This window comes from Mycobacterium appelbergii, from assembly GCF_032883035.1.
In the GTDB taxonomy this organism is placed as follows: Bacteria; Actinomycetota; Actinomycetes; order Mycobacteriales; family Mycobacteriaceae; genus Mycobacterium; species Mycobacterium appelbergii.
Window position 1 is genome coordinate 389,587 of record NZ_JAMQTH010000006.1, and the last position, 18,499, is coordinate 408,085.

General features: G+C 65.1%; 22 protein-coding genes and 1 pseudogene. 13 read left to right on the top strand and 10 right to left on the bottom strand.

The annotated features are described in order from the left end of the window. Positions 1–81: 81 nt before the first annotated feature. The 3 genes from M1247_RS16385 to M1247_RS16395 all read right to left on the bottom strand — a co-directional run bounded on the left by M1247_RS16385 (position 82) and on the right by M1247_RS16395 (position 2,212). Complete coding sequence (locus M1247_RS16385) at positions 82–687, bottom strand: TetR/AcrR family transcriptional regulator (RefSeq protein ID WP_317157396.1); 606 nt, start codon at positions 685–687, stop codon at positions 82–84. Positions 688–863: 176 nt separating this feature from the next. After that, entirely contained in the window at positions 864–1,616 is a 753-nt protein-coding gene (locus M1247_RS16390) for an SDR family oxidoreductase (protein ID WP_317157397.1), read from the bottom strand. Positions 1,617–1,729: 113 nt separating this feature from the next. After that, entirely contained in the window at positions 1,730–2,212 is a 483-nt protein-coding gene (locus tag M1247_RS16395) for a MarR family winged helix-turn-helix transcriptional regulator (protein WP_317157398.1), read from the bottom strand. Positions 2,213–2,307: 95 nt separating this feature from the next. Between M1247_RS16395 and M1247_RS16400 the strand changes: the two genes are divergently transcribed. The 4 genes from M1247_RS16400 to M1247_RS16415 are packed head-to-tail and all read left to right on the top strand — an operon-like array spanning position 2,308 to position 5,511. Further along, positions 2,308–2,940 carry an NADPH-dependent F420 reductase gene (locus tag M1247_RS16400; RefSeq protein ID WP_317157399.1) on the top strand — a complete coding sequence of 211 codons (633 nt, stop codon included), beginning with the start codon at positions 2,308–2,310 and terminating at the stop codon, positions 2,938–2,940. Between the two features lie 35 nt (positions 2,941–2,975). Continuing rightward, the gene (locus M1247_RS16405; protein ID WP_317157400.1) at positions 2,976–3,920 is read left to right on the top strand and encodes an SDR family oxidoreductase; all 945 of its coding nucleotides are present in this window, start codon (positions 2,976–2,978) and stop codon (positions 3,918–3,920) included. Continuing rightward, the gene (locus M1247_RS16410; protein WP_317157401.1) at positions 3,917–4,342 is read left to right on the top strand and encodes a nuclear transport factor 2-like protein; all 426 of its coding nucleotides are present in this window, start codon (positions 3,917–3,919) and stop codon (positions 4,340–4,342) included. Before M1247_RS16405 ends, M1247_RS16410 begins: the two co-directional genes overlap by 4 nt. Continuing rightward, entirely contained in the window at positions 4,339–5,511 is a 1,173-nt protein-coding gene (locus tag M1247_RS16415) for an epoxide hydrolase family protein (protein ID WP_458695225.1), read from the top strand. Before M1247_RS16410 ends, M1247_RS16415 begins: the two co-directional genes overlap by 4 nt. A gap of 63 nt (positions 5,512–5,574) precedes the next feature. On the opposite strand, the gene M1247_RS16420 is transcribed toward M1247_RS16415, so the two are convergent. After that, entirely contained in the window at positions 5,575–6,180 is a 606-nt protein-coding gene (locus M1247_RS16420) for a TetR/AcrR family transcriptional regulator (RefSeq protein WP_317157402.1), read from the bottom strand. A 96-nt stretch (positions 6,181–6,276) separates the two neighbouring features. Between M1247_RS16420 and M1247_RS16425 the strand changes: the two genes are divergently transcribed. Continuing rightward, entirely contained in the window at positions 6,277–6,990 is a 714-nt protein-coding gene (locus tag M1247_RS16425; protein ID WP_317157403.1) for an SDR family NAD(P)-dependent oxidoreductase, read from the top strand. Positions 6,991–7,010: 20 nt separating this feature from the next. Here M1247_RS16425 and M1247_RS16430 read toward each other — a convergent pair whose 3' ends face one another. Continuing rightward, complete coding sequence (locus tag M1247_RS16430) at positions 7,011–7,535, bottom strand: glyoxalase superfamily protein (protein ID WP_317157404.1); 525 nt, start codon at positions 7,533–7,535, stop codon at positions 7,011–7,013. A gap of 130 nt (positions 7,536–7,665) precedes the next feature. Here M1247_RS16430 and M1247_RS16435 point away from each other — a divergent pair, with 130 nt between their 5' ends. Beyond that, the gene (locus M1247_RS16435) at positions 7,666–8,094 is read left to right on the top strand and encodes a cellulose-binding domain-containing protein (protein WP_317157477.1); all 429 of its coding nucleotides are present in this window, start codon (positions 7,666–7,668) and stop codon (positions 8,092–8,094) included. Positions 8,095–8,257: 163 nt separating this feature from the next. Then, positions 8,258–8,866, top strand: coding sequence for an LGFP repeat-containing protein (locus M1247_RS16440; protein WP_317157405.1), 609 nt, complete (start codon positions 8,258–8,260; stop codon positions 8,864–8,866). A gap of 39 nt (positions 8,867–8,905) precedes the next feature. On the opposite strand, the pseudogene M1247_RS16445 reads toward M1247_RS16440, so the two are convergent. Together M1247_RS16445 and M1247_RS16450 are read right to left on the bottom strand one after the other, a co-directional pair. After that, a pseudogene (locus M1247_RS16445) lies at positions 8,906–9,965 on the bottom strand (DUF222 domain-containing protein). 60 nt (positions 9,966–10,025) lie between these two features. Beyond that, positions 10,026–10,592, bottom strand: coding sequence for a TetR/AcrR family transcriptional regulator (locus M1247_RS16450; protein ID WP_317157406.1), 567 nt, complete (start codon positions 10,590–10,592; stop codon positions 10,026–10,028). Between the two features lie 124 nt (positions 10,593–10,716). Here M1247_RS16450 and M1247_RS16455 point away from each other — a divergent pair, with 124 nt between their 5' ends. From M1247_RS16455 to M1247_RS16470, 4 genes are all read left to right on the top strand, one after another. Then, a complete protein-coding gene (locus tag M1247_RS16455) occupies positions 10,717–11,451 on the top strand; it encodes an SDR family NAD(P)-dependent oxidoreductase (RefSeq protein WP_317157407.1) in 735 nt (244 codons plus the stop codon). 27 nt (positions 11,452–11,478) lie between these two features. Beyond that, positions 11,479–11,904: a nuclear transport factor 2 family protein gene (locus M1247_RS16460; RefSeq protein WP_317157408.1), complete on the top strand. Its 426-nt coding sequence runs from the start codon at positions 11,479–11,481 to the stop codon at positions 11,902–11,904. A gap of 89 nt (positions 11,905–11,993) precedes the next feature. After that, positions 11,994–12,620 (top strand): NADPH-dependent F420 reductase, encoded by a 627-nt coding sequence (locus tag M1247_RS16465; RefSeq protein ID WP_317157409.1) that lies wholly within the window; start codon positions 11,994–11,996, stop codon positions 12,618–12,620. A 34-nt stretch (positions 12,621–12,654) separates the two neighbouring features. After that, a complete protein-coding gene (locus M1247_RS16470; RefSeq protein WP_317157410.1) occupies positions 12,655–13,575 on the top strand; it encodes a TIGR03619 family F420-dependent LLM class oxidoreductase in 921 nt (306 codons plus the stop codon). On the opposite strand, the gene M1247_RS16475 is transcribed toward M1247_RS16470, so the two are convergent. Next, positions 13,572–14,480 carry a LysR family transcriptional regulator gene (locus M1247_RS16475; RefSeq protein ID WP_317157411.1) on the bottom strand — a complete coding sequence of 303 codons (909 nt, stop codon included), beginning with the start codon at positions 14,478–14,480 and terminating at the stop codon, positions 13,572–13,574. The two genes, M1247_RS16470 and M1247_RS16475, sit on opposite strands and share 4 nt — an antisense overlap. Before the next feature lie 156 nt (positions 14,481–14,636). On the opposite strand from M1247_RS16475, the gene M1247_RS16480 reads away from it, so the two are divergent. Next, positions 14,637–15,455, top strand: coding sequence for an LLM class F420-dependent oxidoreductase (locus M1247_RS16480; protein WP_317157412.1), 819 nt, complete (start codon positions 14,637–14,639; stop codon positions 15,453–15,455). Here M1247_RS16480 and M1247_RS16485 read toward each other — a convergent pair whose 3' ends face one another. Next, the gene (locus M1247_RS16485; protein WP_317157413.1) at positions 15,456–16,022 is read right to left on the bottom strand and encodes a dihydrofolate reductase family protein; all 567 of its coding nucleotides are present in this window, start codon (positions 16,020–16,022) and stop codon (positions 15,456–15,458) included. 218 nt (positions 16,023–16,240) lie between these two features. Between M1247_RS16485 and M1247_RS16490 the strand changes: the two genes are divergently transcribed. Continuing rightward, complete coding sequence (locus tag M1247_RS16490; protein WP_317157414.1) at positions 16,241–17,185, top strand: GlxA family transcriptional regulator; 945 nt, start codon at positions 16,241–16,243, stop codon at positions 17,183–17,185. Between the two features lie 4 nt (positions 17,186–17,189). Here M1247_RS16490 and M1247_RS16495 read toward each other — a convergent pair whose 3' ends face one another. Further along, complete coding sequence (locus tag M1247_RS16495; RefSeq protein WP_317157415.1) at positions 17,190–18,197, bottom strand: zinc-dependent alcohol dehydrogenase family protein; 1,008 nt, start codon at positions 18,195–18,197, stop codon at positions 17,190–17,192. Between the last annotated feature and the right edge of the window lie 302 nt (positions 18,198–18,499).

Below are 18,499 nucleotides of genomic sequence, written 5' to 3' on the forward strand. Positions count from 1 at the left end.
CGATGACAAGGCTAGGACGACTCGTGCAACGAAGCAAGACTTGAGTCCGACTTCGTTGCATAACGGGAGGTAAAAGGGTGCTTAGTTCATGGTTTCGGGTGTGTCATCGTCCGCAGACTGCCTCGTGGCGTCAGGCAGGGCTCCCAGAAGTACGAGGTCGAGAAGGCCGGCCAGGTTGTCGCCGAGGTCGATGGCAGGAGGATCGGCCTCCACCCATCGGGCCATCGCCGACACGTAACCGAGGGCGAGGAGCCGGCCGACCTGATCGGGGTGGATGGATGGGCGAAGGACGGCTTCTGACTCGATGGTGAGAGCGGTGAGATCCAGTGCGACAGGATGATTGACGAGTCCGGTGGTGTGTTGGAGTGTGGGGGGTACGAGGGCGCACATTTCAGCTCGCGCGGCGGAGTTCAGCTGGGCCAACGTGGCGAAGTAGGAGCCGAGAACGTCGCGGAGGGCCCGTCCGGCCGGCCCGTCGATCCGCGCGGCGCGCGCAGCCTCTTCTCGCCTTCGTCGCATCCATTCTTCGAGGAAGAGCGTCTTACGCGGGAAATGTTTGAACACGGTGCTGCGTGAGTGTCCGGACCGTTGGGCGATTTCGTCCATCGAGACCGAATCGAAGCCACGCTCAACGAAAAGTTCGATGGCGGCCTCGTAGACGCGGTCGCGCCGCTCGACTCTCTTCACGGTTCGTCTTGTAGGGGTCGGACGCGGCGCTCGTCGTCGCGGTGCTCCGGTCGTACCGGCGGGCTCAGGGCTGCCGAGATCCATAACTACTCAGTCAAGCATGAGGAGCAAATGTGGGGGTGGCGCCGCACGGAGGCCAATCCATCCGGGACAGCAGGCGCCCAGCGCCGCTCAGGTCATCGGACCTGTGCGGTAGGGCGGATCAATATCTCGTTCACTGCGGCATGCGACGGCCGGGTGACCATGTAGACGACAGCGTCCGCGATGTCCTTCGGAGACAGGGGATCACCGGTCGTTGCGTCGGGTGCACCCTTGCTTCCGCCCGTCGTCATCTCCGTACGGACAACTCCGGGCTCGATCAGCCCCACCCGGACACGCTTGCTCGTCAGTTCCTGGCGGAGTGCCTCCGCGAATGCGCCGACGGCATGCTTGCTTGCCGCATACACGTTGCTCGAAGGTGATGGCACACGGCGCCCGGCAATGGAGCTGACCGTGACGATGTCGGCCACACCGCGTGGCCCGCTCGCAGCGTCCACCACATACGGGAGTGCCGCATGGGTCGCGTTCAGGACTCCGTCGACGTTCACGGCGATCGTGCGGTGCCAGTCGGCAAGTTCGGCCTCCAGGGCGGGGCCATTGGCGAGGAAACCGGCGTTGTTGACCAACACGTCGATTCGGCCGTATTGCGTTCCGACAGCACGGACAGTCGCGGCCACGGCTTGGGCATCGGTGATGTCCACCTGGTGGGCCTGCGCCTGGCCGCCATCGGCTTGAACGGCGCTCACCAGACTTTCCAGTCGGTCGAGACGTCGTGCCAGCGCCGCCACTGTCGCCCCCTCTGCGGCGAGCGCAAGTGCGGTCGCCCAGCCGATACCACTGGAGGCGCCGGTCACCAGCGCGATCGTTCCGTTCAGTCTTCCCGCAGTCATTGACGCCCCATTCCTCGCTCGACGGCTCTACCAACGGTCGGCGCCGCGAAGGCATTCCCTCCTTGGCAGGCAGGTTGTCGTGTGTGGCAGGTCAATTGAGTCCATGGATCGAGTTACGAAGGGTCGTCTTCGGCGGGGGAGTGGTCGTCCTTGGCCAGGTGGTGCAGGACTCGTTCGTGGAGGGTGGCGAGCATGTCGAGCTCATCCGGGGTGAACAGGTCGATGAAGTTTCGTCGGACGTCCTCCACGTGCCTCGGTGCCGCCTTCTCGATCGCGGCGCGGCCGGTCGGCAGCAGGCGCACCATGGTGCTGCGGGCGTCGTCGGGGTTGGGCTCGCGGCTGATCAGTCCATCCTTCTGCATGCGCCGCACCTGGTGGGAGAGACGGCTCTTCTCCCAGTTCAGTGCGTTGCACAGGGCGTGGGCAGGCATGCGGTCTCCGTCGAGGGCGGAGAGCGCCGCCAGCACCTCGTAATCGGCCCCGGACAGGCCAGATTCCTGCAGGCGTCGGCTCAGGTGGGCTTCGATCTGTTGATGCGCATGGATGAAGGCCCCCCAGGCGCGGTCTTCACGAGCGTTCAGCCAGTTCGGTTCCATCGGCCTCCAACCTCCTCAATTGGTTGACGCATCTACCAAAGTCTCTTATTGTTGAGTCGTCAACCTTTTTATCGTATGTCAAGACGGGACACCTCATGAGCAGCATCAGCATCATCGGTCTGGGGAACATGGCGAGCGCCCTGGCCCAGCGAGCGGTCGCAGGCGGCAATGCAGTCGAGATCATCGGCCGCGACCCGGCCAAAGCCAAGGAACTGGCCACGGCGGTCGGCGGCGCCACGGTCGGGACGGCCGGCACCACCCCGGCGGGGCACATCGTTATCCTCGCCGTGCCGTACGCCGGAGCGGCGGCAGTGGTGCGCGAGTACGGGGACGCCCTGCAGGGCAAGGTCATCATCGACATCACCAATCCCGTCACGCCCGATTTCACGGGTTTTGTCACTCCCGAGGGCAGTTCCGGCGCGCAGGAGATCGCCAAGGCCGTCCCCGCCGGCGCGCATGTCGTCAAGGCGTTCAACACCCTGTTCTCCCATGTTCTGGCGGCTGGCTCAGTCGACGGCCGCCCTTTGGACGTGTTCGTCGCCGGTGATGATGAGCGGGCAAAGGCGCGTGTGTCGGAGTTCATCGAGAGCTTGGGACTGCGCCCGATGGATGCCGGCCAGCTGCCAATGGCGCGTGTCCTGGAGAACGCGGGCCTGCTGCAGCTTGGCCTGATGACCCACTCGGTCAAACACACCAACTTCGCCCTCAGCATCAGCATTCTCAGCTGAGCTCCCGCACCACCTACCTTCAGAAGGACAGTCACATGCGAGTTTTCGTCACTGGCGGGACCGGCCATTCCGGTTCGTACATCATCCCCGAACTCCTCGCCGCCGGGCATGAGGTCACCGGCCTGGTCCGGTCGGACGCGGCCGCGGCGGCGGTGTCCGCGCTCGGCGCGAACGTGCGTCGCGGGAGTCTTGAGGATCTCGACGGGCTCAAGGAGGCGGCCGCGGACTCCGACGGTGTCATCCACGTCGCGCACAGGCAGGACCTTCTTCCGTCCGGCGGAATCGACGCGGTGACCGCCGCGGAGCTCCCAGTCATGCTCGCCTACGGTGAGGCACTCGCGGGAACCGGGAAGCCCTTGGTCGCGGCGGGCAGTATGGGCTCGCCCGGACACCTGGGCCGGCCGGCCACCGAGGAAGACCCGGCCCTTCCCAGCGGCGATGATTACAGGGGCACCCTGCGGTTCCGTAATGCCGTGGAGAACGCCGTGATCGGCCTGGCCGAGCGGGGAGTGCGGTCTTCGATCGTGCGCCTTCCCACCATCGCACACAGCGCGACCGATCGTGCCGGATTCCTTCCGGGGCTGATCGCGCTCGCGAAGGAGAAAGGCTTTGCCGGCTACCCCGGATACGGCGAGAATCTGTGGGGCGCCGTGCACATCCGCGACGTCGCCTCCTTGTTCCGTTTGGCCCTGGAGAAGGGTCCGGCCGGAAAGTACTGGCACGCAACCGAGGACGAGGGCATCCCGTTCCGCGACATCGCTGAGGCCATCGGCAGCCGCGCTGGTCTGCCGACTGTGAGTATTCCCGAGGACGTCCTGATGCTGCCGGGATACTTCGGCATGTTTACGAATCTGGTCACGATGGACCTCCCGGCCTCCAACCTCATCACGCGCCAGACCCTGGGCTGGGAACCCGTTCAGCCCGGCCTGCTCGCCGATCTGGACAACGGCCATTACTTTTCCGGCGGGCGGGCGGCATGACCACATTCGCCCCGCACCGCGCCACCTTGGAGTCTTTCGTCGACTGCATCAACGGCGGCGCAGACAAAGACACTCTCACCCGATTGCTCGCCAAAGATGTGGTGCTGTACGGCCCGTTCGGCGATGAGCCGATCACCGGCCGCGAGGTCGCCGTGGAGACCATCAAGACTGTCAACGGACTATCGTCCGACGACACCTATTTCGAGGTCCTCAGCGGCGACACCCACCACGCCGCGCACTTCCGGCTGCAAGTCGGAGACGCCGCGGTCAACGGCATCTTCTTTGTCCTGCTCGACGCGGACGGCAAGATCGCCGAGGTGAGCATCTTCTACCGCACGCTGCCGTCCGGCGTTGCGCTGCAACGCAACTTGGCGGAGGTAATCGGCATGCAACCCTGGGAACTGCAGACGAACGTACAGTGACACAACGGACGATCTGGTCGTCGAATGCCGAGGAAGGGAGCCCCACTGTGGCCGCCGAGCCGTTTGAGGTCAGCGTCACCGAAGCCGAGATCGCCGATCTGCGGGACCGGTTGCAGCGGACGCGGTGGCCCGACCCCGAGCCGGTCGACGACTGGTCACAGGGGATGCCGCTGGCCTATGCGCAGGAGCTCTGCCGCAGCTGGGCCGAGGACTACGACTTCGGCTTTGCCAAGCGGCTGAACGTGTTTCCGCAGTACCGCGACACCGTCGACGGTCTGGGCATCCACTTCCTGCACGTCCGCTCGCCGGAGCCCGACGCGTTCCCGTTGGTGCTCACGCACGGGTGGCCGGGTTCGGTACTCGAGTTCCTGGAAGTTCTCGCCCCGCTGACCGACCCGGGCGCGCACGGCGGGGACCCGGCGGACGCGTTCCACGTGGTCGCGCCGTCGTTACCCGGCTACGGCTGGAGTGACAAGCCGTCGAGGACCGGGTGGGGCATCAATCGCATCGCGCGCGCCTGGGACACGTTGATGGTTTCGCTGGGTTACGAGCGGTACGGCGCCCAAGGCGGTGACTGGGGTTCTGCGGTGTCCGGAGCGCTTGGCGAGGTGGCGCCCGAGCGGGTCGCCGGCGTCCACCTGAATATGGGGTCCGTGGCGCTGGGCACGTTCGACGACCCGACGCCCGCGGAGCGGGCGAACCTGGAGGCCGCGAAGGAGTTCCAGCGCACCGGCCGGGGGTACTCGGGCCAGCAGGCGACGCGGCCACAGACGCTCGGCTACGGCCTCACCGACTCTCCGGCGGGCCAGGCCGCGTGGATCGCCGAGAAGTTCTGGGCCTGGACAGACAACAACGGCCACCCCGAGGACGCGTTGTCGCGGCAGAAGATCCTCGATGCGATCTCGGTCTACTGGTTCACCGCGTCGGCCACGTCGTCGGCGCGCCTGTACTGGGAGAGCTTCGGCAGCTTCCGGGACAAGGTCACCGCGCCATCGGGGCTGTCGATCTACCCGCGTGAGATCACCCGGCCGTCGCGTCGGGAAGCCGAGTTGCGGTTCACCGACCTGCGCTGGTTCGAGGAGATGCCGCGCGGCGGCCACTTCGCTGCGCTGGAGCAACCGGAGTCGCTGGTCGAGCAGGTGCGCGGGTTCTTCCGCCTCTTCCGCTGACCGCTCTGCTCAGCAGACTGCATGTCGAACCCCGGTCGCGGCACATTCGTCGACCAACGAAGGTCACGGCAGGGTCGGTGCAGGTTGTGGCAGCGGATGCGCCCCATCCGGGCGCAGCCCGTCGAAGATGATCGCGAGGTACCGCTGCCACAGCAATGGCGCTGGCGCCGAAAGGTTTTCGACGACGTGGATCGGCGCACACATCATCAGGAAGATGTCGGCTTCAGTAACGTCGGCCCGGATGGCGCCCGCGTCACGGGCCCTGTCAACCAGAGTGCCGAGTCGGCGATGGAGTTGGTTTCGGATGTCGGTCACCCTGGGGTCGTCATTGCTGGCCGACTGAAGAAACGTCAGGTCGTGCTGCTGGCGTTGGTCGGCGGCCACAGTCAGGAACTCGAGCAGTGCGGCGCCGGCGTCGGGTGAGCTCGCCAACCGGTGCGCCACGGTGGTGAGCGCGGCCAGATGGTCGCAGACGATGGCCGCGATCAGATCCTCTTTCGTGGCGAAATGGCGGAACACCGTGCCCTTTGCGACACCGGCCCGGCTCGCGATGTCCGCGATTGAGGCGGCCGGTCCTCGTTCCGCGAATTCCGCCTCGGCAGCGACCAGGAGCAACTCGCGGTTGCGGGCGGCGTCAGCGCGCAGCGGGCGGTGGATGGACGGCGGCACGGTGCCACACTATCAAGTTGACCGACCGGTCATGTTTCGCTTACCGTGACTCAGGCAACGTGACCGCTTGGTCATATTAGGTGGATGGGAGATGTAATGAGACTCGAAGGCGCAACCGCACTGGTCACCGGCTCGAACCGGGGTATTGGACGCAACTTCGCCGAGGAATTGCTGCGACGCGGGGCCAAGGTTTACGCCGCGGCGCGACGTCCTGAGTTGGTCGATATCCCAGGCGCCGAAGCGGTGCGAGTCGACATCACCGATCAGGCTTCGGTCGACGCGGTCGCTGCGATTGCCCAGGATGTTGACGTGCTCATCAACAATGCTGCGGATACCGCCGGGGGCAACCTCGTCACCGGCGATCTGAGTGCCATCCGATCGACGATGGATTCGAGCTACTACGGAACCCTCGCGATGATCCGGGCTTTCGCGCCCATCCTCGCGCGTAACGGTGGTGGCGCCATTCTCAACGTGTTGTCGGCAGCCGCGTGGAACACCGTGGACGGCAACACCGCTTACGCCGCGGCCAAGTCAGCGCAGTGGGGTCTGACTAACGGGGTGCGCGTCGAACTTGCTGACCAAGGGACTCTGGTAGCCGCTCTGGTGCCGGGTCTGGTGGGTACCCAGACGCTGTTGGACTATGCCGACAAAGCCGGAGTTGTCCTGCCCCGTGACGCGGTGATGGACCCTGCCGATCTGGTCCGGCTTGCCCTTGACGGGTTGGACGCCGGCGAGATCGAAATCTTGGACCCGCTGGGCGTTTCCGCAAAGGCGTCGCTGTCGGGCCCACCTCGCGCCTTTGCGTGGTGACGGCGTTGCTAGCTTCGGTTCTATGGGGTGGTCTGGCAGAAGCGGATGGTGTTGGAGAACGGATCGACGACCTCCATGGTGGGTCCGCCCGGCGAGTCGGCTTCGATGCCGGGATTCATCCGCGGGTAGCCGGTGGCGTGGAGTTCCTTGTGTAATGCGGTGATGTCGCTGACCGGCACCCACACTGTCGACCCCGGGGTGCCGTCGCCGTGGTGTTCGGACAGGTCGAGGACAAACTGGTCGCGGCGCAATCGCATGTAAAGGATTGATTGTGCGTAATCGAAGCGGTGTTCCCATTCGATGCTGAAATGCAGGTAGTCGAGGTAAAACTCGCGGGCGCGGGTCTCGTCGAGGCTGCGGAGGACGGGCACGGGTGCGCTCATACCGTGGTGAGCCCGCAACTCCGTTGATGCGGTGTTCCAGTCGCGAAAGCCCAACTGTTGGGCCACGATCTCCAGTGCTTTGGAGTGCGTGAGATCGGCGCCGGGTAGTTGATCGCGGAGTACGCGCGCGGCGCGGTTGGCGTCGGCAACCGACAGATCCATCACTTCACCTATGTTTTCGGTGCTGCAGTGCACTCCAAGGTATCGTGACGGTTTCAGTTGAGCAAAGGTAGTGCAGCTTACGCGCGATGCGCGGGCCGATATCACCTGTTCGGCTTTAGTCTTGGCTGCTGTGACCGGACTGGACCGTTATGTGAAACGCTGGAGCACAGCGCTTCACGTAGCGGTTGTGGCATTGATAGTGGCGATCTCCGGACTGGCGATCACGCCGGTAGCGCATGCGGCTGCCGCCGCGGCGAGGTTGTCGGTGTCGTCGACGTGGCAGACCGGTTTCATCGCCCACTTCACTGTCGTCAACGCGGGTACGGTGCCCATGACGGATTGGCGGCTCGAATTCGACTTGCCGGCGGGCGAATCCATCTCGCACGCGTGGAGTGGCACGGTTACGCACTACGGCACGCACTATGTGCTGACCCCCGTGAATTGGAATCGCATCATTGAGCCGGGTGGTTCAGCCAAAGGTGGTTTCAGAGGGGTCCTGACCGGTCGGTACTCACCACCGTCGAATTGTGTGCTCAACGGGCAATATCTCTGCAGCTAGCGGCGATTGTGCGTCGAAGTTCGACTGCTGCCGGCACCGGCGACTGCTCTATGCAGATGCTCTGGCTCGCCCCGTCGCCCATGTGATTCGGTTATAGTCCCGGCCGGGCGAGGATTTCAGCCGCAACTTGACACGGACCACAAGCAGACGCGAGAGGAAACCCATGAGGACGATCGCATACCGGCGCACCGCAGTCGTCGGCCTGGCCGCCTGCACGCTGATCACTGTGGGCTGCAGCAATGGCAACAGCGTCGATGCGTCGGCACCGGCTCAGGTCACGTTGATCGCCACCTCTGCGACTGAAACCCCGGCGCAGGACCCTGAAGTGAAGCTGATCGGGGAGAGAGACGTCGAGGTGACGCTGACCGGTCCGATTGCCGCCAAGTACGCGTCGGCAACCGAAGATCAAAAGGATTTTCTCGGCAAGCCACTGACGGGTGACCACAATGCGGGAACCCGGGAAAGTGGTGTGGTGTTTCAGCAGTTTCAGGGTGGCGTGATCGTCGCCAAGAACGACGAGGCGGGCACGCCGGCATACATCACCGGGGGCAAGACCCGGGAGGCCTGGAATGTCGAACGCAACGCGGACGGCGTACCCGAGATCGGGGGCAAGAACGGATCGCCCGGTCCGCTGGGTGTTCCCACCAGCGACGCGAACGCCGTCGGCGACCTGCAGGTGACGACGTTCGAGCACGGCAAGATCGTGTACAACGCGAAGACTGATCAGGTCGAGGTGACGGTCAACGGCAAGGTCGTACCATCCGGGCTGTAGAGGGTGCTATACAGCTGGAGCAGGCTCTGATCAGCCGACCTAGTTGTTCGCCGGTGGTGGTTGGGGTTGGAATGGGTCGTACCACCACCATTGGGCGCGTTCACCGGTCGGTCCGGGGTATGGGGCTACTGCGGGTGGGGGTGTGGTTGGTGGGCGGGCCAGCGATCCCGCTTCAAGTGGCCGGCCGGCGTTGTCGGTGACTGTGAGCTGGTGGGCGGGGCCGGCGGGTCTCGTGTGCGGACCCGATGACGCGGCCGTGGCGTTCGAACCAGACTTCGCAGGTGGCGTCGCAGGTCAGGTAGCGGTGCTCGTCATCGGAGAGCAGCGGACCTAGATGCAGTGCGGCGATGCGCGTTTGGAGGTCGAGGTGTACGACGACGGTGGTGCGTTGTCCGTGCGGGCGGCGCGCGACCTCGCTGTCCCAGCCGGCCTCGACCAGACTCATGAACCCGTCGACCGTGTCGGGGAACGAAGGTGAGTGCTGAGAGATGTCGTTCCCGTCGGCGTGGTCGTGTTTCCAGTCGGTGACCAGGGCGTCGCGATGTGAGCCGAGTGCGGCCTTGAACGTCGCGGCCTCGTCGTGGGGCAGGGTGATGCGCCAGGTGGTGGACTGTTCGTCGGCGGTCTCGGTGATCGATCGTGGCGGTTCCGCGCGTGGTTCGGGGTCGGGTTCGGGTCGCGGTTCGAGCTTGACGGCCGTGCGGAGTTGGCTGACGGTGGCGCTGGCGGCGAGTTCGGCGTAGTGCTGGTCGGATCCTTCGGCCGCCCGTTCGGCGATGACGCCGACCTGATCGAGGGACAGGCGGCCCTCGCGCATGGCCTCGGCGCAGCGAGGGAATTCCTCGAGCCGACGGGCGACCGCGACGACAATCTCGGCGTTACGCGGGGAGGTGCCGATCTTCCAGGCCACCAACGCCGACACCGACCGCGCACCGGTGGCACCCCAGAGTTCGTCGTGGTCGATCTCGGCCACGATCTCTGCCAGCCGCCCGTCGATCGCGTTGCGCTGCCCGGCCAACTCCGACATTTCCTCGAACAACACTTCAAGCCGCTCAGTCGGACTCACCCCGGAGTCCAAAGACGTTGCAGCCGAAGACATGACTCCATCAAAGCAGAGGCGTCCGACAAGTTAGAGCGTCGGCTCAGACTCGCCGCCGCATCAGGCAGGGATGGCGTTGTCGATGAGGACCGTGGCGATGGCGGCGGCGGTGGCGAGGGTTTCGGTGTTGAGGACCCGGTTACGGGCCGAAGCGCCATCCAGGAGCAGCGCTAGTTGTTCGCCGAGTTGTTCGGGGTCGGCGGCGCCGGCCTCGCGGGCAGCTTCGGTGAACCGCGCGGCAAAGGCCGTCTTGTAGTCGCGGGCGTGGAGGCGTGCCGGGTGGTCCGGGTCATGGATTTCGACGGCCGCCGCGATGAACGGGCACAGGGGTGCCTCAATGTCGAAGGCGGCGAGGAGCCGTTCACGGGGTGTGAGGTCGGTGCGGTCGAACACCTCGGGCAGGATGTCGGGATCGAATCGGCGTAGGTGTTCGGCGATCAGTTCGTCCTTGCCGGTGAAGTGCTGGTAAAACGTGCGCTTGGACACCTGGGCCACCGCGCAGAGCTGGTCCATGCCGGTCGAGTTGATGCCTTGATCGCGGAACAGCTGTCGTGAAGCGTTGAGGATGCGCTCTCGTGCGCCCCTGCCGCGGCGCAGGCCCCGCGGCCCCTTCTCTAACTCCGTCATAGCGCCAGCGTAGTCCAATTCGGTACGGATCGGTGTGCATAGCTTGCGCTCCTCAGCGCCGTCCGCTACGTTAAGCACGCGGATCGGTGTACATAACATCGCCACTATTCGATGAGGAGTGATCGTGGGAAAACTCGATGGCAAGGTCGCGGTGATCACCGGCGCGACAAGCGGTATGGCGCTGGCCGGTGCCAAGTTGTTCGTTGACGAAGGCGCTCACGTCTTCATCACGGGCCGACGCAAGGACGCGCTGGATGCGGCCGTCGAACTGATCGGTCGGAATGTGACTGGCGTGCACGGTGATTCGGCCGATCTGGAGGATCTGGCCCGCTTGTTCGACACGGTCAAACAGGAAAAGGGCGCCATCGACGTGTTGTGGGCAAGCGCCGGGGTGGGCAAGCAGGCCAAGCTCGGTGAGATCACCGAGGCGGACTTTCATGACGCCTTCTGGCTGAACGCGCGCGGCACGCTGTTCACGGTCCAGAAGGCGTTACCGCTGTTCAATGATGGCGGCTCGATCTTCATGACCGGATCGAACGCCTCGTTGCGGGGTTACCCGAACTGGAGTGTGTACGCGGGAAGCAAAGCCGTGCTGCCCGCCTACGCGAGGGTGTGGGTATCCGAGTTGAGAGACAGGAAGATCCGGGTGAATGTGCTGACCCCCGGCCAGGTCGCCTCACCGATGTTGGCCGAAGTGATGGACGAGGAGATGAAGGCGCAGTTCGAGTCCGTGATCCCGCGGCGAGAAATGGGTCAGCCCGAGGAGATCGCGTCGGCCGCGTTGTTCCTCGCCTCCGACGACTCGAGTTACGTCAATGGCATGGAATTGGTCGTCGACGGCGGCACCACGGTGATCTGATTGACCGCCAACGATTTAGGAGCAGTGGTGACCATATTCGCCTCGCACCGCGACACGGTGGAGTTCTTTGTCGACTGCATGCACGGCGGTGCAGACAAGGACGCTCTTGCGGGCATCCTCGCCGAGGACGTCGTGCTGTACGGCCCGCTCGGCGATGAGCCACTCACCGGCCGCGAGGCCGTCCTGGACGCCATCCGGACTGTCGGCACGGTGGCGACCGACCTCACCTACAAGGAAGTCCTCAGCGGCGAGACGCACCACGCCGCATACTTCCGGCTGCAGATCGACGACACGGCGGTCGACGGGATGGACTACATCCTGCTCGACGCCGACGGCAAGATCGCCGAGGTGACCATCTGGTGGCGCCCGCTACCGACCGGCGTCCAGATGCAGGGAAAACTTGCCGATCTCCTCGGCATGCAGCCCTGGGAACTTCGCACGAACGGGGAGTAGCGATCTCTCCCAGACCGCTTGACACGCAGACCAATCCGCACACAGCGCAAGAATCAACCTTCTATTCGAACAAGCAGATAGGACACCTTGTGAGCAACATCAGCATCATCGGTACCGGGAACATGGCCCGCAGCATCGGCGCACTGGCGGTAGCGGGCGGCAACACCGTCGAGGTCGTCGGCCGCGATCAGTCCAAGGCCGCTGACCTCGCCACGGCCCTCGGCGGCAGTGCCACGACGGGGGACTTCGGCGCCGTCCCGGCCGGGGACATCGTCATCGTGGCCCTGAGATACGCCGATGTCGTTCCGGTCGTCACCCAGTACGGAAACGCTTTGGCGGACAAAGTCATCGTCGATATCAGCAACCCTTTCAATGCCGAGGCTGACGGGCTCGCCATCCCCGATGACACCTCGATCGCACAGGAAGTCGCCAAGGCGGCACCGGGCGACGCCCACGTGGTGAAGGCTTTCAACACCGTCTTCGGTCATGTCCTGGAGAAGGGCCGGACGCCGGACGTGTTCTTCGCCGGCGACGATGCGCAGGCCAAGGCTGCCGTGGCGGAATTCATCAAAAGCCTTGGGCTGCGCCCGCTGGATGTCGGTGGTTTGCACATGGCGCACTGGCTCGAAGGAACGGGTTTGGTCCTCATGGGTCTCGCCCGTCATGGGCTGGATAACTTCGACGTCGCCCTCGGCGCCATCGAATTTCCCGGCTGAGTCGCAGATCGTCTGTCTGGAGAGGATGCACGCGATGAAGCTTGGTTTCGTCATTCCTATAGTTGGGCCCGCTGTCAGCAGCGCCGTTGGTCTGAGCGCGTTCTGCCGGGGACTTGAGGAACTTGGTTACGACACGCTGTGGGTCGGCGATCGCCTGGTCACGCCCGTTGAAATGCACAGCACGTATCCGGGTAAGGAGCAGCCATACCCGCCGCAGATGACCCGTTACCTCGATCCGGTGCTGCTGTGGACGGTCGCCGCGACGGCGACCAGCCGGGTGCGGCTGAACGCCAGCACGCTCAGCACGTTCTACTACGAGCCGGTTCACCTGGCCCGGCTGCTGACAACGCTCGACGTGCTCAGCGACGGCCGACTCGACGTCGGTGTAGGAGTCGGGTGGATGAAGGACGAACATGACATCGCCCGCAGTGCGGACTGGCGCCGGCGTGGGCGGATGCTCGATGATGTGCTGGCGTTCCTGCGGCAGTGGTGGACGACCACCCCGGTGTCCTGGGACAGCGAGTTCTTTTCCGTCCCACCGGTCCACGCCGACCTGCGTCCGGTCCAGGCTGGTGGTCCGCCCATCTGGATCGGCGGGACCAGCGAGGCTGCGATGCGTCGGGTCGGCCGCGTCGGCACCGGCTGGCTCGGGGTCGACGGGCTGCAGGACTCTGACCGTTTGTGGTCGATTGCGCGCCGTGCGGCACAGGACGCCGGCCGCGATCCTGACGCGCTGAAGACGGCCATGCGGATCAACCTCGAACCTGGCGTGTCCATTGACTCGGTGGTCGACAAGCTCGAACGTTTCTCGGCGGACGGTGTCGACGAGGCGATCGTGGATGCCTTCGCACTGTTCCCCAGCCTTGACCAGCTGCTCGACTTCGCCGGCCAGATAAAATCGCTTTGGATCCAGAGGTCGTTTCATACTGGTGCAACGCCGAAAGCAAACGTTTAGGCAGTTGCAGATTGACCGAGCAGACCTGTGCCGCACCAGTTCTGCTGGTTGAGGTGGTCGAGCATGGCCACCTCGGCCGCACCCGGATTTCGCCGTGCGCCGACGAGGACGGGCTCGGTCAGGGCAGGCAGTAGTGGGCAGGCCAGTTCTTCGAAGCCTTCGGGAATGGCCGAGGCCGGGACCACAGTGACGCCCAAGCCCTGCGCCACGAGCCGCACCGCGGTGGAGATCTGTGACGCTCGGGCCACCGTGTGCGGGCGCAGGCCCGCGTCGGCGAGCAGGCGGGCGATGTAGTCGTCGAGCAGGCTGGCACGCCGGAACCGGATCCACCCTTCTGACGCCAGGTCTTCCAGGCGCAGGGCGGTGCCGCTCGAGAGGCGCGGATGCCCCTTCGGTAGGACGGCGACGTAAGCTTCCTCGCCCAGAGGGTGGGTGTCGAAGGTGCATCCGGCGGGGATGCGGTGCACGAGAACCATGTCGAGGGTTCCCTGGCGGAGCAGTCGTTCCATGTCCGCGGGATCGGGCTCCTCGTGGAGGGTCACCTGCAGCTTCGGGTGGCGATTGCGTAGGTGTCCCAATGCCTGTGGCAATTGGCGTGCTCCAAGGCCCATGTGGACGGCGATGATGAGCTCGCCTGCCAGTTCGCCGTTGGCGGCGCGGGCGGCGGTGATCGCACGCCGGGATGCTGTCGTCGCGATCTCCGCCTCCGCGAGGAAGGCCCGCCCGGCCACCGTCACCGTAACCCCGCTCGGGGTGCGCGTGAACAGCTCCACCCCAAGGTGCTTCTCCAAGGCGCCGATCTGCTGCGACAGGGACGGCTGAGTGACCCGCAGACGTTCTGCTGCCGCTGTCATGGAGCCCTCGTCGGCGACGGCCAGGGCGTATTCGTACTGGCGCAGGCTCATGCGAATCCACCTTCGACAAGACATAGAGATTGTCAATGCAGACTATACGTTGCCACTATTTGCCTCTATGTCGGGACAGTCATACCGTGGTGTACACCCAGCCGCCCGGGACTGCGCCAATCATCAACGGCAAGAACAGAAACGAAGGAAACGCGCATGAGTCGACCGGTACGCGTTGGAGTGCAACTGTGGCCCGGCGGGGCACCGGACTATCGGACGTGGCGCAATGCGGTGATCCGCGCCGAGGTCTTGGGCGTCGACATCATCTTCGGTTACGACCACTTCCATGCCCCTGCGGCCAGCGGTGTCACCGGCGGCCTGCCGGTACTCGACGAGGTGCAACCCGACGTGAACAACTTCGAGGGATGGACCGCGCTCGCCACCTGGGGCGAAATCACCCAGCGCCCCGAGATAGGGACTTTGGTGACCGGAATCGGCTACCGCAACCCCGATCTGCTCGCCGACATGGCCCGCACCGTCGACCACATCAGCGGCGGCCGACTGATCCTGGGAATCGGAGCCGGCTGGTATGAGAAGGACTACACCAGCTACGGATATGACTTCGGCACGGTGAAGTCGCGGTTCGACCAGTTCGACGCCGGGTTGGAACGCATCACGGCACGGCTATCGACGCTTCAACCTGCCCCGCTGCGCAAGATTCCGATTCTGATCGGCGGCGCAGGCCCCAAACGCGCCCTGCCGGCAGTTGCCCGGCACGCCGACATCTGGCACACCAATTTGCAAACTTTCGAAGAATTCAGCGATGCCACCGCCCGCGTCGACGACCTCGCCGCCGAAATGGGCCGCGACGGCTCGGCCATCGAGCGTTCGGTGCGCTGGCATGGCGCCCCCAGTGCCGACGCGTTTCGGGGTGCGGGAGTAACCACATTCACCACTGAAATTCACCCCACTAGTGATGGCTACGACTTCTCCGTTGTCGAACACATGCTGGCCTGGCGCGATGCGCAGCAATGATCAGTCGTGTTTAGCCTCGTAGCGCAGCAGGACCGTGCCACCCGGGAAGGTGCGGTTCTCCAACAGTCGCAGCGAGATCCATGACGGTAGGTTCGGGAAGAACCGGGTGCCGCCGCCAATAGCGGTGGGCGCGACCACGATCCGGTACTCGTCCACCAGTCCGGCCTGCACGATCGGTGCGGCCAGCGTCGCGCCGGCCACCTCCAGGTGGCCCTCGGTTTCGGCTTTCAGCTTCGTTACCACCTCGACCGGGTCGCCGCGTTCCAGGCGCGAGTTCCAGTTGACGGACTTGCACGTGCGCGAGAACACGACCTTGGGCATGTCGCGCCAGATGTGGGCGAAGTCGACGATCAGGGGGGTGGCGTCCGGGGCCTTGTCGGCGGTCGGCCAGTACGCGGACATCAGTTCGTAGAGTCGCCGCCCGTAGAACGCCACGGCAGTCTGCCGCTCGAAGTCGTTCCAGTACTGGTGTAGTTCGTCGCTCGGATCGGACCAGTCGATGCTGCCTTGCCTGTCGGCGATGTACCCGTCCACCGACACGTTGAATCCATAGATGAGTCTGCCCATGTAGATCAGACTGCACCGGAGGGCAAAACTCATCTCAGGTTTTGTCTCGTTTCTCTGATGCCAGGGTGAACGCTCGGTTGCGGGCATCGATTTGATCTTGGGTGGCCGGCACCTGCCGGTCGCCTCCTCTTAGGACGATGCGCACGGATGGCAATAATGCGCACACATGCGAGAATGTTGACGCGGTCGGCACGCGTGGACCGGATCGGAGTCGGGTGATGCGACCGCATCAGGTGGTGGTCCTCGTACTCGATGGGGCGCTCCCGCTGGACGTCGGGATCCCGGCGGAGGTGTTTCATCCGGAGACGGGCTTCCCCTACGAGGTGTCGGCCTGCGGGGTCACCGCCGGAACGGTGCCGTCGAACGGACGTTTCGGCTACGCGGTCCCGCGGGGCCTGGACGCACTGGCCGGCGCGGACACGATCGTCGTCCCGGGGTACGCCCCGGCGGGTCGGCCGATACCGGTGGAGGTGCGCGAAGCGCTCCGGAGCGCCGCGTCCCGCGGGGCACGCATCGCGTCAATCTGCTACGGCGCGTTCGCCCTCGCCGATGCCGGCCTGCTCGATGGGCTGCGGGCGACGACGCACTGGGATGCGGCGGAGCAACTCGCGCAGCGGCATCCGCAGATCACGGTCGAGCCGAACGTGTTGTTCATCGACGAGGGATCCGTCCTCACCTCGGCGGGGGCCGCCGCCGGTCTCGACCTGTGCCTGCACATCGTTCGCTGCGACCTCGGCGTAAGCGCGGCGAACCAGATCGCGCGAGGGCTCGTCACTGCTCCCTACCGGACCGGCGGTCAGGCCCAGTACCTGCCGAAGACCAGCTCGGCAGCACATGGCGAAACCCTTGCCGCGACGCGCGAATGGGCAATGACGCAGCTCGACCAGCAGCTCACGATCGCCGGACTCGCCGAACACGCGCGGATGTCGCCCCGCACATTCCTGCGCCGCTTCGCCGAAGAGACCGGCACCACCCCGCTGCAGTGGATCCTGCGGGCGCGGGTCGACACCGCCCGCGAACTCCTGGAGAACACGAGGCTGTCGGTCGACCGCATCGCCGAACAGGTCGGCCTGGGAACCGGATCGAACCTCCGCCTGCATTTCCGCCGGCTCCTGGACGTGTCTCCCTCGGAGTACCGCGCCACCTTCGCCGGGCGGAGCTGACGAACTACGCGACGCGACGGGGGAGCGCGACGGTGTCGCCCGCCACGTCGATCGCGACCTTGCCGCTCAGCGCATACAACCGCCTGTTCTCCAGGAGTTCGTGCGCTTCGCCCATGCGAGCGAGCGGAAGAGTCGCGCCGATGACCGGCTTCACCAGACCGCGCTCGACGAGAGTCGTGAGCGCGTCCAGCTTTCCTCGGTTCTGCCGGGTGAAGACGAAGTGATAGGCGGCGTTCTTACCCCACGCCTCGATGAGGTTCTGCGGCTGCCCGATGTCTACGATGCTGACGACGCGTCCAAAGTCAGCCAGAGTCAACGGGCTTCGGGTGAGCGCGTCGCCACCGATCGTGTCGAAGACGACATCGACGCCCTTGCCTTGCGTAACCGCGACCACGGCATCGACGTAGTCCGTCGAGGTGAAGTCGATCGCTGCGTCGGCTCCGAGAGACCGCACGAGCTCATGGTCGGCGGTCTTTGCTGTGGTGATCACTCGCGCGCCGATCGCCTTGGCGATCTGGATCGCGATGGTTCCGACACCGCCCGCGCCGCCATGGATCAGGATTGTCTCTCCGACGGCGAGCTGAGCCCGCGTCACCAGTGCTTCCCAGACCGTGCCGCCGACGAGAGTCAGGCTGGCCGCCTCCAGGTGACTGACGTTATCCGGTTTGCGGCCGACGAGGTCGACGTCGGCGACGTGCTGCTCGGCGTAGGAGCCGGGGCCACCGAAGATTTGGGGCGTGTAATACACGGGATCGCCGGCGCGGAACTCGCCCACGTGGGATCCGACTTTCTCGATTACGCCGGAGATGTCGTGCCCGATGATCGCCGGTAGCGGCACCTGATCGGCGTAGTCTCCGCGACGGATCTGATAATCGAGTGGGTTGACCGCGGTCGCATGGACGCGCACCCGTACCTGGCGGGGGCCGACGTGCGGGACGGGGACGTCGCGAAGCTCGAAGGCGTCGGCTCCTCCGAAACGGGTGAGCACAACGGCCTTCATCGGATCAGTCATAGCGGCATTCCTCATCGTGGTTCTGGGCGCGCCACGCGCCGGGACGGTCGGTTCGGTCTCAGTGTCGTGCGTACCATCCACCCACGCCAGTGGCGGCAATGCCAATATCCGCGAGGATAGCGACACACCCGTCGTGAGGTCGAGATCCGGGACTTGGCCAGATGAGCCTGCCCGTGCAGATCCGACTGCACCGGGGGGCAAAACTCATTGCGACGTGGCGTCTCCTGTTGCTTGACATATCGCCATGTTTGGGTTCGTCGCCCAAGCTGACCCGGTCGCCGGGGTCCAGGCATTCGTCACGT